At 71.4% G+C, this 13,910-nt stretch carries 12 protein-coding genes; all 12 read right to left on the bottom strand.

All coding sequences use genetic code 11. The features are described 5' to 3' along the window. Window positions 1-2: 2 nt before the first annotated feature. The 12 genes from carB to aroC all read right to left on the bottom strand — a co-directional run bounded on the left by carB (window position 3) and on the right by aroC (window position 13,905). A complete protein-coding gene (gene carB / locus ITJ50_RS11445) occupies window positions 3-3,296 on the bottom strand; it encodes a carbamoyl-phosphate synthase large subunit (RefSeq protein ID WP_194590528.1) in 3,294 nt (1,097 codons plus the stop codon). Continuing rightward, on the bottom strand, window positions 3,296-4,495 hold the full coding sequence (gene carA / locus ITJ50_RS11440) for a glutamine-hydrolyzing carbamoyl-phosphate synthase small subunit (RefSeq protein ID WP_042540294.1): 1,200 nt from the start codon (window positions 4,493-4,495) through the stop codon (window positions 3,296-3,298). Before carA ends, carB begins: the two co-directional genes overlap by 1 nt. Further along, window positions 4,492-5,055: a hypothetical protein gene (locus ITJ50_RS11435; protein WP_051596738.1), complete on the bottom strand. Its 564-nt coding sequence runs from the start codon at window positions 5,053-5,055 to the stop codon at window positions 4,492-4,494. Before ITJ50_RS11435 ends, carA begins: the two co-directional genes overlap by 4 nt. Then, a complete protein-coding gene (locus tag ITJ50_RS11430) occupies window positions 5,052-6,410 on the bottom strand; it encodes a dihydroorotase (protein ID WP_017887179.1) in 1,359 nt (452 codons plus the stop codon). The genes ITJ50_RS11435 and ITJ50_RS11430 overlap by 4 nt, the downstream gene beginning before the upstream one ends. Next, window positions 6,407-7,381, bottom strand: coding sequence for an aspartate carbamoyltransferase catalytic subunit (locus ITJ50_RS11425; RefSeq protein ID WP_194590527.1), 975 nt, complete (start codon window positions 7,379-7,381; stop codon window positions 6,407-6,409). Before ITJ50_RS11425 ends, ITJ50_RS11430 begins: the two co-directional genes overlap by 4 nt. Further along, entirely contained in the window at window positions 7,381-7,980 is a 600-nt protein-coding gene (pyrR, locus tag ITJ50_RS11420; RefSeq protein ID WP_017887177.1) for a bifunctional pyr operon transcriptional regulator/uracil phosphoribosyltransferase PyrR, read from the bottom strand. Before pyrR ends, ITJ50_RS11425 begins: the two co-directional genes overlap by 1 nt. Window positions 7,981-8,004: 24 nt before the next feature. Then, window positions 8,005-8,457, bottom strand: coding sequence for a transcription antitermination factor NusB (gene nusB / locus ITJ50_RS11415; RefSeq protein ID WP_017887176.1), 453 nt, complete (start codon window positions 8,455-8,457; stop codon window positions 8,005-8,007). An 11-nt stretch (window positions 8,458-8,468) separates the two neighbouring features. Continuing rightward, the gene (efp, locus tag ITJ50_RS11410) at window positions 8,469-9,032 is read right to left on the bottom strand and encodes an elongation factor P (protein WP_017887175.1); all 564 of its coding nucleotides are present in this window, start codon (window positions 9,030-9,032) and stop codon (window positions 8,469-8,471) included. 110 nt (window positions 9,033-9,142) lie between these two features. Next, the gene (locus tag ITJ50_RS11405; RefSeq protein WP_194590526.1) at window positions 9,143-10,834 is read right to left on the bottom strand and encodes an ABC1 kinase family protein; all 1,692 of its coding nucleotides are present in this window, start codon (window positions 10,832-10,834) and stop codon (window positions 9,143-9,145) included. A gap of 178 nt (window positions 10,835-11,012) precedes the next feature. Continuing rightward, window positions 11,013-12,110, bottom strand: coding sequence for a 3-dehydroquinate synthase (aroB, locus tag ITJ50_RS11400; protein ID WP_017887173.1), 1,098 nt, complete (start codon window positions 12,108-12,110; stop codon window positions 11,013-11,015). Continuing rightward, window positions 12,107-12,688: a shikimate kinase gene (locus ITJ50_RS11395; RefSeq protein WP_140448097.1), complete on the bottom strand. Its 582-nt coding sequence runs from the start codon at window positions 12,686-12,688 to the stop codon at window positions 12,107-12,109. Before ITJ50_RS11395 ends, aroB begins: the two co-directional genes overlap by 4 nt. Beyond that, window positions 12,685-13,905, bottom strand: coding sequence for a chorismate synthase (gene aroC / locus ITJ50_RS11390; protein ID WP_031259741.1), 1,221 nt, complete (start codon window positions 13,903-13,905; stop codon window positions 12,685-12,687). Before aroC ends, ITJ50_RS11395 begins: the two co-directional genes overlap by 4 nt. Window positions 13,906-13,910 lie beyond the last annotated feature (5 nt).

Genomic DNA, 13,910 nt, shown 5'->3' with positions numbered 1-13,910 from the left:
CGTCACCAGGTCGCGCGCTCGAGCGCGTAGTCCTGCAGGCTGCGGACGTTGAGCGGCGAACCGATCGTCTCGATCGCCGCGACGGCCGCACCGATCTGCGCGATCGTCGTGAACAGCGGCTTGTCCGCCGCGACCGTGGCCGCACGGATCTCGTACCCGTCCGCACGACCGGCAGCACCGGACGGCGTGTTGATGACGATGTCGACCTCGCCGGTGGCCAGCAGGTCGACGACGCTCTCGCCACCCTGGCTGTACTTGCCGACGATGCCGACCTCGATGCCGTTGCGCCGGAGGATCTCCGCCGTGCCCTCGGTCGCGATGATCGTGAAGCCGAGCTGCTGCAGGCGGTGCACCGGCAGCACGATCGCGCGCTTGTCGGTGTCGGCGACGCTCACGAAGACCGTGCCGCTGGTCGGCAGGCCGCCGTACGCGGCGTCCTGCGACTTGAGGAAGGCCCGCGGGAAGTCGCGGTCGATGCCCATGACCTCGCCGGTGGAGCGCATCTCGGGGCTGAGCACCGAGTCGACGACCTGGCCCTCGCGGGTGCGGAAGCGTCGGAACGGCAGCACGGCTTCCTTGACGGCGACCGGCGACTGCGCGGGCACGAAGGCACCGTCGCGCTCGGGCAGCATGCCCTCGGCGACGAGCTCGGCGACCGTGGTGCCGGTCATGATGCGGGACGCGGCCTTGGCCAGCGGGATGCCGAGTGCCTTCGAGACGAAGGGCACCGTGCGGCTGGCGCGCGGGTTCGCTTCGAGGACGTAGAGCACGCCGGCGCCGATGGCGAACTGGACGTTGAGCAGGCCCTGCACGCCGATGCCGCGGGCGATCTTCTCGGTCGCGTCGACGACGCCCTGGATCTCCGCGCGGCCGAGGCCGACCGGGGGCAGGGTGCAGGCCGAGTCGCCGGAGTGGATGCCGGCCTCTTCGAGGTGCTCCATGATGCCGCCGATGTAGAGCCGCTCGCCGTCGAAGAGCGCGTCGACGTCGATCTCCACGGCGTCGTCCAGGAACCGGTCGACCAGCAGCGGGAGCTCCGGGCCGATGATCGCCTGGTCGGCCATCCGGTCGAAGTAGTCCGCGAGCGACGGGGAGTCGTAGAGGATCTCCATGCCGCGGCCGCCGAGCACGAACGACGGGCGGACGAGGACCGGGTACCCGATCTCCTCGGCGACCGTGGTCGCGCTCGTCAGGTCGTGGGCCGTGCCGTTCCGCGGTGCGAGCAGCCCGGCCGCGTCGAGGATGGCGGAGAACTGCCCGCGCTCCTCGGCCGAGTCGATCGCGGTGGGGCTGGTGCCGAGGATCGGGATCCCGGCGGCCTCGAGCGGCTTCGCCAGGCCCAGTGCGGTCTGACCACCGAGCTGCACGACGACACCGACGAGTTCGCCGGACGCCGCCTCGGCCTCGATGACCTCGAGGACGTCCTCGGCCGTGAGCGGCTCGAAGTACAGGCGGTCCGAGGTGTCGTAGTCGGTTGACACGGTCTCGGGGTTGCAGTTGATCATGATCGTCTCGAACCCGGCGGCGCTCAGCGCGAAGGACGCGTGCACGCAGGAGTAGTCGAACTCGACGCCCTGCCCGATGCGGTTCGGACCGGAACCGAGGATGACGACCTTCTTGCGGTCGCTCGGCGTGATCTCGGTCTCGGTGTCGTACGACGAGTAGTGGTACGGCGTCAGGGCGGGGAACTCGCCGGCACAGGTGTCGACCGTCTTGAAGACCGGTCGGATGCCCTGGGCGTGCCGCTCGTCACGGACCTGCTGCTCGGAGACCGGTGCCGCGTCCGTGCTGCGCAGGCTCGCGATCTGGGTGTCGCTGAAGCCGTGCTCCTTCGCCCAGCGCATCGTGTCCGCGTCGAGGGTGTCCGCGGCACGGACCTCGTCCGCGACCTCGTTGATGAGCACGATCTGGTCGATGAACCAGGGGTCGATCTTGGTGGCCTCGAAGACCTCGTCCGCGGTGGCACCCGCGACCAGGGCCTGCTGGACCGTGACGATGCGGCCGTCGGTCGGGATCGACGACTTCGCCAGCAGGGCGTCCTTGTCGAGCTCGGCAGCCGGGGTGTCCCAGTGGAAGCTCGACCCGCGCTTCTCGAGCGAGCGCAGCGACTTCTGCAGCGCCGTGGCGTAGTTCCGGCCGATGGCCATCGCCTCGCCGACGCTCTTCATCGTCGTGGTCAGGGTGGCGTCGGCCGCCGGGAACTTCTCGAACGCGAACCGCGGGGTCTTCACGACCACGTAGTCGAGCGTCGGCTCGAAGCTCGCCGGGGTGACCTTCGTGATGTCGTTCTCGATCTCGTCGAGCCGGTAGCCGATCGCGAGCTTCGCGGCGATCTTCGCGATCGGGAACCCCGTGGCCTTCGACGCCAGGGCCGACGATCGGGACACGCGGGGGTTCATCTCGATGACGATGACGCGGCCGTTGGACGGGTCGACGGCGAACTGGATGTTGCAGCCACCGGTGTCGACGCCGACGCGACGGATGATGTCGATGCCGATGTTCCGCATGTTCTGGTACTCGCGGTCGGTCAGGGTCAGCGCGGGGGCGACCGTGATCGAGTCACCGGTGTGGACACCGACCGGGTCGACGTTCTCGATGGAGCAGATGACGACCGTGTTGTCGTAGTTGTCGCGCATCAGCTCGAGCTCGTACTCCTTCCAGCCGAGGATGGACTCCTCGAGCAGGACCTCGGTCGTCGGGCTGGACTGCAGCCCGTCGCCGACGAAGCGGACGAGTTCGGCCTCGTTGTAGGCGAAGCCCGAGCCGAGGCCGCCCATGGTGAAGGACGGGCGGACGACCAGCGGGTACCCGAGGTCCTTCGCGAACTCCTTCGCTTCTTCGAGCGTGTGCGCGATGTGGCTGCGGGCGACGTCGGCACCGGACTCGAGCACGAGCTCCTTGAAGAGCTGGCGGTCCTCGCCGCGCTGGATCGCCTCGACCTTGGCGCCGATGAGCTCGACGCCGTGCTTGGCGAGGATGCCCGCCTCGTCGAGCGCGATGGCCGCGTTCAGGGCCGTCTGACCACCGAGGGTCGGCAGGACGGCGTCCGGCTTCTCGATGCGGATGATCTCCTCGAGCGACGCGTTCGTGATCGGCTCGATGTAGGTCGCGTCGGCGAAGTCGGGGTCGGTCATGATCGTCGCCGGGTTCGGGTTGACCAGGATGACCCGGACGCCCTCGGCCCGCAGGACGCGGCACGCCTGGGTGCCGGAGTAGTCGAACTCGGCGGCCTGACCGATGACGATCGGGCCGGAACCGATGACGAGGACGGAGTTGATGTCTGCGCGCTTGGGCATCAGTTCGCTTCCTTGGTGATGTCTGCTGCGGGGGTCGTGGCGTCGGCGGTGGCCGCGTCGAGCGGCTCACCGTCGCGACGCTCGCGCACCATGTCCGCGAACCGGTCGAAGAGGTACATGCTGTCGTGCGGCCCGGCGGCGGCCTCGGGGTGGTACTGCACGCTGAACGCCGGCACGTCGAGCGCTCGGAGACCCTCGACCACGTCGTCGTTCAGCGAGTAGTGCGAGACCTCGACCCGACCGAACCCGGCCGGCGACTCGATGACCTCGCCCAGGGGCGCGTCGACCGCGAAGCCGTGGTTCTGGCTCGTGATCTCGACCTTGCCCGTGGTCGTGTCGAGCACCGGCTGGTTGATGCCGCGGTGGCCGAAGGGCAGCTTGTAGGTGCCGAAGCCCAGGGCACGGCCGAGCAGCTGGTTGCCGAAGCAGATGCCGAAGAACGGCCGGCCGGTGCGCAGGCTGCCCTGCAGCAGTTCGACCTGCGCGTCCGAGGCGGCGGGGTCACCGGGGCCGTTCGAGTAGAACAGGGCATCCGGTGCGAGGGCTTCCAGCTCCTCGGCGGAGATGTCCTGCGGCACGACGTGCACCTCGAAGCCGCGGGCGGCGAGGTACCGGGTGGTCGACGCCTTCACACCGAGGTCGAGGACGGCCAGGGTGCCGATCTGCTCACCTTCGGCCGACACCACGTACGTCTCCGGGGTGGACACCAGCGACGAGAAGCTCGCGCCCGCCATGGTGGCCTGCGACCGCACGGCGTCCAGCTGCTCCGACTCCGGCAGTGCCGCGTCGGCGCCGCTGAAGACGCCGCCCTTCATGGCGCCGGCGTCGCGGATGCGGCGGGTGAGGGCGCGGGTGTCGATCCCTGCGATGCCGACGATCCCGTCGCGCACCAGGTGGTCGTCGAGCGTGGCGTTCGCGCGGTGGTTCGACACCACGCGGCTGGGGTCGCGCACCACGTACCCGGCGACCCAGATGCGACGGGACTCGGGGTCCTCGTCGTTCACCCCCGTGTTGCCGATGTGCGGCGCGGTCTGCACCACGATCTGCCCGGCGTAGGAGGGGTCGGTCAGCGTCTCCTGGTAGCCGGTCATGCCGGTCGCGAAGACCACCTCGCCGAGCGTGCGCCCACGGGCGCCGTAGGCCCAGCCGTCGTACCGGGTGCCGTCTTCGAGGACCAGGACGGCCCGTTCGCGTGTCATGCTTTCTTCCCTTCGCCCGCGGTTCGCGGAGCATCGGCCGCAGTCGCCTGCGGCCCGGTCTCGGTCAGTCCCTGCAGGGCGTGCAGCGCGGCTGCGTCGCCCTCCGGGAACCGGAAGTAGGTGTCCAGGTCCGTCGCACCTGCGGCGCCGGTCGCCGTCCATCGCAGACGGACCAGTCCCCCGGGTTCGACCACGCGGTCGATGGCCCACGTGGAGCGGTCGGCGCCGCGGACCGCATCGCGCGCGATCCAGCGGTCGTCGGTACCGGCGAGGCGCATCACCACGCCGGTCGCGTGGACCGTCACCCCGCCGCGGCCGCGGAACCCGAGGCCGCCTGCGGTGATGCGTTCCAACGGCTGGTCGGCGCGGGTCGTCGCGACGGTGAACCCGTCCCACGACCCGACCGCCGGTGCCAGGTCGGCCGGCACACGGACGGGAGGCACGGCTTCGGCCTGCTTCCTGGTCCGGGTCCGCCAGGTGCGCGCCATCGCGACGAACAGGGCGGCGACCGCGAGCAGGATCACCGCGCCGAGGAGCCAGCGCTGTGCGTCGCCGCTCATGCGCGCGCCCCCGTCCGGAGCGCCGCGGCGTGCGCCGCGATCGTGTCGGCGTCGACGACCCGGCCGTCGAGCACCGTCGCGTACCCCTGGTGGAAGGTGGCGACGACCCGGCCGGGCAGCGTCATGCCGAGGTACGGCGAGTTCTGCGACTGGCCGGCGAGGTCGGTGACCGCGAACTCGCGGCTGGCCGACGGGTCGTAGAGCGTGATCTCGGCGGGGGCGCCCTCGGCGATGCGCTGCCCGTGCCCCTCGACCTGACCGATCCGCGCCGGCGCCTCGGACAGCACCCGGGCGACGTCGGCCCAGTCGAGCCGGCCGTCGTCGACCACGGCGGACTGCACCACGCTCAGCGCCGACTCGAGACCGACCATGCCGTTCGCGGCGGCGGGCCACTCGCAGCACTTCGCCTCGGCGGTGTGCGGTGCGTGGTCGGTCGCGACGATGTCGATGGTGCCGTCGGCCAGGGCCGCGCGGAGCGCCTCGACGTCCTCCCGGGCGCGGAGGGGCGGGTTCACCTTGTAGCGGGCGTCGTACCCGGGGGCGCCGTCGTGCCCGGCGATGAGGTCCTCGGTGAGCACCAGGTGGTGCGGCGTGACCTCGGCCGTGACGTCGATGCCACGGGACTTCGCCCAGCGGATCACCTCGACGCTGCCGGCCGTCGAGACGTGGCAGACGTGCAGCCGCGCCCCGACGTGGTCGGCGAGCAGGACGTCGCGGGCGATGATCGCCTCTTCCGCGACGGCGGGCCACCCGGCGAGGCCGAGCTCGGAGGACAGCCGGCCCTCGTTCATCTGCGCGCCGATGGTCAGGCGTGGCTCCTGGGCGTGCTGCGCGAGCACCCCGCCGAACCCCTTGATGTACTCGAGTGCCCGGCGCATGAGCAGCGGGTCGGCCACGCAGGAGCCGTCGTCCGAGAACACCCGGACCTTCGCCCGCGAGGTCGCCATCGCACCGATCTCGGACAGGTGCGTGCCCTGCAGCCCCTGCGACACGGCGCCGATCGGGCGGACCGTGACGTACCCGGCGTCGTCACCGAGCGCCTGGACCTGCTCGACGACGCCCGCGGTGTCGGCGACGGGGCTCGAGTTCGCCATCGCGTTCACGGCGGTGAAGCCGCCGGCGGCCGCGGCACGCGAGCCGGTGAGGACCGTCTCGGACTCCTCGTGGCCGGGCTCGCGCAGGTGGGTGTGGAGGTCCACGAGACCGGGCAGGGCGATGAGCCCGTCCGCGTCCACGGTGGTGGCGCCGACCGCGTCGAGACCGGACCCGATCGCGGTGATGCGCCGGCCCTCCAGACGGATGTCGGCACGCGAGCCGTCGACCAGCTGCGCGCCACGGATCAGGTGAGCGGTCATGCGGCGGACTCCTTCGCGTCGGTGCCGTTGCCGGCGTTGCCCGTCAGGGCGAGGTAGAGGACGGCCATCCGGACCGAGACGCCGTTCTCGACCTGCTCGACGACGGTCGAGCGGGGGTCGTCGGCGGCGACGCCGGCGATCTCGAGTCCGCGGTTCATCGGACCGGGGTGCATGATCAGCGTGCGCTCGGACAGCCGTCCGAAGCGCGCCGCCGTCAGGCCCCAGTGCCGCGTGTACTCGCGCGGGTTCGGGAAGAAGGCGTCGTTCATGCGTTCCTGCTGGATGCGGAGCGTCATGACGACGTCCGGGTCCTCGGCCAGGGCGGTGTCGAGGTCGTGGTGCACCGCGGCCCCGAACGGTGTCGTCGTGGCGGGCAGCAGGGTCGGTGGCGCGGCGAAGGTCACGCTCGCGCCGAGGGTGCGGAGCAGCCAGGCGTTCGAGCGGGCGACACGGCTGTGCAGCACGTCGCCGATGATCAGGACCCGCACGCCGTCGAGGCCCTGGCCGCGCGAACCGGTGCCGTGCAGGCGGCGGCGCATCGTGAAGGCGTCGAGCAGCGCCTGCGTCGGGTGCTCGTGGGTGCCGTCGCCGGCGTTGACCACCGGCACGTCGATCCAGTCGGCGTCGGCGAGCACCCGCGGGGCGCCGGACGCGCCGTGGCGCATGACGATGCCGTCGATGCCCATCGCGCCGAGGGTCTGCACGGTGTCCTTCAGGGATTCGCCCTTCGAGACGCTCGAGCCCTTCGCGGCGAAGTTCAGGACGTCGGCGGACAGGCGCTTCGCGGCGGCCTCGAACGAGATGCGCGTGCGCGTGGAGTCCTCGAAGAACAGGTTCACCACGGTCTTGCCGCGCAGGGCCGGGAGCTTCCGGACCTCGCGCGTGTTGACCTCGGCCATTTCCTCGGCGACGTCGAGGATGTGGACGGCCTGGTCGCGGGACAGGTCGGCGGTGGAGAGCAGGTGCCGCATCACGCCACCCCCTGCTCGATGAACACGGTGTCGTCGCCGTCGGTCTCGGCCAGGTGCAGGGTGACCCGCTCGTCGGACGCCGTGGGCAGGTTCTTGCCGACGTGGTCCGCGCGGATCGGCAGTTCGCGGTGGCCGCGGTCGACGAGCACGGCGAGCCGGACGGCACGCGGCCGGCCGATGCCCTGCAGCGCGTCGAGCGCGGCGCGGACGGTGCGGCCGGAGTACAGCACGTCGTCGACGAGCACGACGACCTTGCCGTCGATGCCGCCGGCGGGGATGACCGTCCGGTGCGGGGCTCGACCGATGCCGTGGCCGAGGTCGTCGCGGTGCATGGTGACGTCGAGCGTGCCGACACGCTCCGTCCCGATGCCACCGGCGGCCGAGGACCACTCCGGCTCGATGCCGGCCAGGATCCGGCCGAGGCGTTCCGCCAGGACGGCGCCGCGGGTCGGGATGCCGAGGAGCACGAGGTCCGAGCCCCCGTGGTTGGCTTCGAGGATCTCGTGCGCGATGCGTGTCAGGGCACGCGTGATGTCGGGCTGTTGCAGGACCGTTCTGGTTCCCACGTCGACCCCCTTCCCCGCCTCACTGGACGGCATTAAAGGATGCTGACGTGGCCAACCCTACCGGGACTCCTGGTCTCCTGCGACCGTCCGACCAGACGGTGCACGACCGCCGGCGACGGCCCCGAGCACGCCGTTGACGAAGCCGGCAGAGTCCTCGGTGGACAGCGACTGCGCGAGCTCGACCGCCTCGGCGATCGCGACGGCGTCGGGGACCTCGGGGTTGAACCGGAGCTCCCAGACGGCCATCCGCAGGATGCAGCGGTCGAGGACCGGCATCCGGGCGATCGACCAGCCCTGGGCGTGGTCGACGATCACGGCGTCGATCTCGTGACGGGCGTCGTCGACACCCGTGACGATCTGCCGGGCGTAGTCCCAGCTGGAGGCACGCTCCGGCTGGTCCAGGTGCCGGACCGTCTCGGTGGCGAGCACGTCCGCGATCGGCAGCTCGCGCACCTCGGCGACGTACAGCATGTCGAGGGCGCGCTTGCGGGCCTTCGAACGAGCACTCATACGGTCAGCGCCTAGGAGTTGACGCGGCCGAGGAAGCTGCCGTCGCGCGTGTCGATCTTCACCAGGGTGCCGCTCTCCAGGTACAGCGGGACCTGGATGCGGTGACCGGTCGCGATGATGGTCGCGTCCTTGGTGCCACCGGACGAACGGTCACCCTGCAGGCCGGGCTCGGTCTCGACCTCGGTGACGATCGACGTCGGGAGCTCGACGTACAGCGGGTTGCCCTCGTTCATGGCGATGGTGACCATCGCGGACTCGAGCAGGTAGTTCTTGGCGTCGCCGACCACGGTCGCGGAGACCGGGATCTGGTCGTACGTGTCGGTGTCCATGAACACGTAGGAGTCGCCGTCCTCGTAGAGGAACTGGTAGTCACGACGGTCGACGACAGCGGTGTCGATCTTCGCGCCGGCGTTGAACGTGCGGTCCACGACCTTGCCGGAGACGACGTTCTTGAGCTTCGTGCGGACGAACGCGCCGCCCTTGCCCGGCTTGACGTGCTGGAACTCGACGACCGACCACAGCTGGCCGTCGATGATGAGAACGGCGCCGTTCTTGATGTCTGTGGTACTGGCCATGAGTCGTCGGTGTCCCGTTCGGTCGTGTTGTGAAGTGTCCTCGGGCCGCGGACGGCCCCGGACGAGTGTAGCGGACGCCCGCCCGGCGGCCGGAGCGGTGCCCGTCGCGCTCAGCGCCGTCGTCGGGCGAGCCAGGCGTCGACCGCCGCCCAGGCGAGCAGCACCACCGCCGCTCCCCCGAGCAACGCACCCGCGACCCCGGTGGACAGGGTCGCCGTCGGCCGCGCCGGCAACGACAGGTACACGATCGCCAGGACCCCCGCCCCGGCCCCGAGGAGCACGAGCAGGATGCGCCGGATCATGCCGGACACGAGCTGCCGGTCGCGGCTGTCCGCGAAGAGCCGGATGTTCACCGTGAACCGGCCGGTCTCGATCGCCTCGCCGATGCGGTCCACCCGGCGCGGCAGCCGGCGGGCCGCGGACACGACCCCGAGCAGCTCCTTCGCCGCCAGGTCGCGGAGCTTGCCCGGCCGGAGTTGGTCGGTGATCTGCTCCCGGGCGAGTCCGCGGGACTCCTCGAGCAGGTCGAAGGACGGTACGAGCGTGCGGAGTGTGCCCTCGAAGATCGCCAGGGCACGCGCCGCAGCGACGAAGTCCGGCGGCGGCTTCAACCGGTACCGCCCGAAGACCTCGACCGCGTCGTCCACGGTGTCGACGCCGATGCGTGCACCCGGGCCGAGCTCGTCCGCGACGAAGCGGGCGATGTCCCGACGGAAGTCGGGCTCGTCGTGCGCATCGCGCACGGGCGCCATCCGCAGGACCGCATCAGCGATCCGCGACGTGTCGTCCTGCAGGTAGGCGGCCAACAGGTCCTGGACCGTGTCCCGGAGACCCGGGTCGAGCCTCCCGACCGATCCGAAGTCGATCAACGCGGGCCGCCCGTCGGGCAGCACCAGGACGTTCCCCGGGTGCAGGTCCGCGTGGTACAGGCCGTCGAAGACGACCTGGCGCAGGAAGGCGCGGAGGATCGCGCGCATCGGCGCGTCGAGGTCGCGCTCGGAGCGCTCGGCGCGGATCGCGCTGAGCGTGTCGCCCTCCAGGAACTCCATCACCAGCACGCGCCGGCCGGACAGGTCCGGGTACGGGTCCGGGAACCGGACCTCGTCCGGACGCGCACTGCGGGCCTGGGCCGCACGGAGCGCAGTGAGGTTCCGCAGCTCGGACACGAAGTCCACCTGACGGATCAGGTCGTCCGCGTACTGGCCGGCGATGTCCTGCACGCCGACCTGTCGCGCCTCGGTCGACCACCTGGCCATGAACCGGACGACCCGCAGGGCGATGTCGACGTCGCGGCGCACGGCGGCGTCGATGCCCGGCCGCTGCACCTTCACGGCGACCGCGGTGCCGTCGGGCAGCCGGGCGCGGTGCACCTGCGCGATCGACGCCGCCGCCACCGGCACCGGGTCGAACGTGGCGAAGACCTGGTCGACCGGCGCACCGAGCTCCTGCTCGAGCAGCGCACGGACCTCGTCCGCCGGCGCCGCCGTGACGTTCCGCTGCAGGTGCGCGAGTCCCTCGGTCCACTCCTCGGGCAGCAGGTCGTCGCGCGTGGAGAGCAGCTGGCCCATCTTCACGAACCCGCCGCCGGCTTCCTCGAGCGCGCGGCGCAGGTGCTCGGCCTGGTCGCGACGCAGGTCCGAGGTGGCCGGGTCGTGCGAGAAGTTGAGGCGGCGGAAGGGGACCAGGTGGTGTCGGCGGGCGATCGAGAGGAGTTCGGTGAAACGCCGGCCCCGGGAGCGCAGCGTGCCGGTGTCGGCGTCGCGCGGGCCGGAGAGGTCGCTCAGTCGGGGTGGGGTGGGCACGCCCGTCAGTCTGCTCCCCGCTGCTGGGTCCGCCGCGTGCGGGTGGTGCCGTCCGTCACGTCGTCCCATCCTCCTCCACAGCCTGGAGGCCCGGCGCGGCTTCCACAGGTCCGCGCGGGCCCGGCGCGGGGCTCGGTCTCTGCAGTGGATTCGTCGGGTCCTGCGCTGACCGAGCAGGCTAGACGCCGACCTCCTGGTAGGCGGTGAAGAGCAGGTGGTCCTCGGGGCCCTCGAGCACGACGGGTTTGCCGACGCCGTCCAGGATGATGAACCGCAGCATGCCGGCACGGGCCTTCTTGTCGCGACGCATGGTTGCGAGCAGCCCCTGCCAGCGTCCGACGCCGTACGAGGTCGGAAGCTCGAGCGACTCCAGGATCGTCCGGTGGCGGTCGACCGTGGCGTCGTCCAGGTGTCCGGTCAGCCGGGCGAGTTCGGCGGCGAACACCATGCCGACCGACACCGCCGCGCCGTGGCGCCACTGGTACCGCTCGGCGTGCTCGATCGCGTGCCCCAGGGTGTGCCCGTAGTTCAGGATCTCGCGTCGGCCCTGCTCGGTGAAGTCGTCCGACACGACCTCGGCCTTGAGCGCGATGGCGAGCTCGACGACCCGGCGGAACTCCGGCGTCGTCGGGTCGGTCACCCGGGCGACGTCGGCCTCGACGATGTCCAGGATCTCGGGCACGGCGATGAACCCGGCCTTCACGATCTCGGCGAACCCGGTCAGGATCTCGTTGCGCGGCAGGGTGCGGGCGAGGTCGAGGTCCACGACGACGGCGCGGGGGGCGGAAAAGGCGCCGACCAGGTTCTTGCCCTCGTTCGTGTTGATGCCCGTCTTGCCGCCGACGCTGGCGTCCACCATGCCGAGCACGCTCGTCGGGACGGACACGTACGCGACACCGCGCAGCCACGTCGCGGCGACGAAGCCGGCGAGGTCGGTGACGGCACCGCCGCCCAGGCCGATGACCGCGTCGGTGCGGGTGAAGTCGGCCTGCCCCATGATCTGCCAGCAGAACGCCGCGACCTCGACACGCTTGGCGCCTTCGGCGTCGGGGACCTCGGCGATCAGGGCCTCGAGGCCTGCTTCGACCAGGAGTGCTCGGAGCTCGTTCGCCCGGGCGCCGAGCGTCGGCGAGTGCACGATCAGGACCTTCGCGACGCGCGGGCCCAGGATCCCGGGCAGGGTGCCGAGCAGGTCCGTGCCGACGGCCACCGTGTAGCCGTCGTCACCGCCCACCCGGATCTCGGTGGTCCCGGCGGGCAGGGTCGGCTCGGTCACGGTGCTCCTTCGGTGCTGGTGGTGCTGCTGGTCGTGCTGCTGGGCGCGGCGTTCGTGCCAGCGTCGCTGCGCACCCACGTGACGACGTCGTCGACCACACGGGACATCGGCCGTCGGGACGTGTCGACCACGACGTGCGCGAGTTCGGCGTAGGTGGCCGCTCGCTCGTCCATGATCGTCTGCCAGGCGTCGATCCCACCGTTCGCCAGCAACGGCCGGTCGGACCCGGCGATGCGCTCGGCGACGGCCTCGGGCGAGACGGTGAGCAGGACGATGCGCGCTCCGGTCAGGGCCCGCCGGGTGTCCGCGTGGGTGACGGCTCCCCCGCCGACGGCGACGACGCCGCCCGTGGACAGCGCTGCCCGGACGGCTTCGGCCTCGAGCGCACGGAACGCCGGCTCACCGCGGTCGGCGAAGATGCCGGGGATCGGTCCGTGCTCGCGGACGATGGCCCGGTCGGTGTCCGTGAACGGCACACCGAGGGCCTTCGCCACCCGCTTGCCGACGCTCGACTTGCCGGCACCCATCGGGCCGATGACGACCACGGGCGCGTCGGCGCGTCGAACGTCGGTGCTCACAGGTCGGTCGAGGTCGCCGAGGGCTCGGTCCGGCGCGTGCGCAGGGTCTCCGGGATCGCGGCCAGGTAGGCGTCGAGGTTGCGCTTGGTCTCGACGACGTTGTCGCCGCCGAACTTCTCGAGCACCGCGTCGGCGAGCACCAGGGCCACCATCGCCTCGGCGACGACCCCCGCAGCCGGCACGGCGCAGACGTCCGAGCGCTGGTGGTGCGCCGCGGCGTCCTCACCGGAGACGACGTCCACCGTGTGCAGGGCGTGCGGGATCGTGGCGATCGGCTTCATGCCGGCTCGGACGCGCAGCACGGTGCCCGTGGACATCCCGCCCTCGGTCCCACCGGCACGGTCGCTCGTGCGGTAGATCTCGCCGTCCTCGCGGTACAGCTCGTCGTGGGCCGCGGAGCCACGGCGACCGGCGGTCGCGAAGCCGTCGCCGACCTCGACACCCTTGATGGCCTGGATGCCCATGATCGCCGCGGCGAGGCGGGCGTCGAGCCGGCGGTCCCAGTGGACGTGCGAGCCGAGGCCGGGCGGAACACCGTAGAACAGCACCTCGACGACACCGCCGAGGGTGTCGCCGTCCTTCTTGGCGGCCTCGACCTCGGTGACCATGCGCGCGGAGGTCTCGGCGTCGAAGCAGCGCAGCTGGTCCTCGTCGAGGCGGTCCACGTCGTCGGGCAGCGGCAGGTCGGTGCCGTCCGGCACCCGGACCGTCCCGACCTGCAGCGTGTGCGCCACCGAACGGATGCCGAGTTCGGCCAGGAAGGACTTCGCGACGGCTCCGAGCGCCACGCGTGCCGCGGTCTCACGGGCGCTCGCACGCTCCAGGACCGGGCGGGCCTCGTCGAAGCCGTACTTCTGCATGCCGACCAGGTCGGCGTGACCCGGACGCGGTCGGGTGAGCGGGGCGCTCCGGCCGCGGGACATCTCGGTGGACTCGATCGGCTCGGGGTTCATGACCTCGACCCACTTCGGCCACTCGGTGTTGCCGATGCGGATCGCGATGGGGCTGCCGAGCGAGTAACCGTGTCGGACGCCGCCGGACACGTGCAGCTCGTCCTGCTCGAACTTCATCCGCGAGCCGCGGCCGTAGCCGAGCTTGCGGCGTGCGAGGTCGGCACGGATGGACTCGAACGACACCGGGACACCCGCGGGCAGGCCCTCGAGCATGGCGATCAGTTCGGGTCCGTGGGACTCACCAGCGGTCAACCAACGAAGCATGCGGC

Origin of the sequence: Curtobacterium sp. VKM Ac-2889 (assembly GCF_015350855.1) — a bacterium.
Lineage (GTDB): Bacteria > Actinomycetota > Actinomycetes > Actinomycetales > Microbacteriaceae > Curtobacterium > Curtobacterium poinsettiae.
The sequence above is the reverse complement of the archived record's forward strand: the minus strand, read 5'-3'. Positions and strand labels throughout refer to the sequence as shown.

What these genes read in the sequence shown, in the direction of transcription:
- carB (WP_194590528.1), bottom strand. Translation starts at nt 3,296, where the DNA reads ATGCCCAAGCGCGCAGACATCAACTCCGTCCTCGTCATCGGTTCCGGC.
- carA (WP_042540294.1), bottom strand. Translation starts at nt 4,495, where the DNA reads ATGACACGCGAACGGGCCGTCCTGGTCCTCGAAGACGGCACCCGGTAC.
- ITJ50_RS11435 (WP_051596738.1), bottom strand. Translation starts at nt 5,055, where the DNA reads ATGAGCGGCGACGCACAGCGCTGGCTCCTCGGCGCGGTGATCCTGCTC.
- ITJ50_RS11430 (WP_017887179.1), bottom strand. Translation starts at nt 6,410, where the DNA reads ATGACCGCTCACCTGATCCGTGGCGCGCAGCTGGTCGACGGCTCGCGT.
- ITJ50_RS11425 (WP_194590527.1), bottom strand. Translation starts at nt 7,381, where the DNA reads ATGCGGCACCTGCTCTCCACCGCCGACCTGTCCCGCGACCAGGCCGTC.
- pyrR (WP_017887177.1), bottom strand. Translation starts at nt 7,980, where the DNA reads ATGCCGTCCAGTGAGGCGGGGAAGGGGGTCGACGTGGGAACCAGAACG.
- nusB (WP_017887176.1), bottom strand. Translation starts at nt 8,457, where the DNA reads ATGAGTGCTCGTTCGAAGGCCCGCAAGCGCGCCCTCGACATGCTGTAC.
- efp (WP_017887175.1), bottom strand. Translation starts at nt 9,032, where the DNA reads ATGGCCAGTACCACAGACATCAAGAACGGCGCCGTTCTCATCATCGAC.
- aroC (WP_031259741.1), bottom strand. Translation starts at nt 13,905, where the DNA reads ATGCTTCGTTGGTTGACCGCTGGTGAGTCCCACGGACCCGAACTGATC.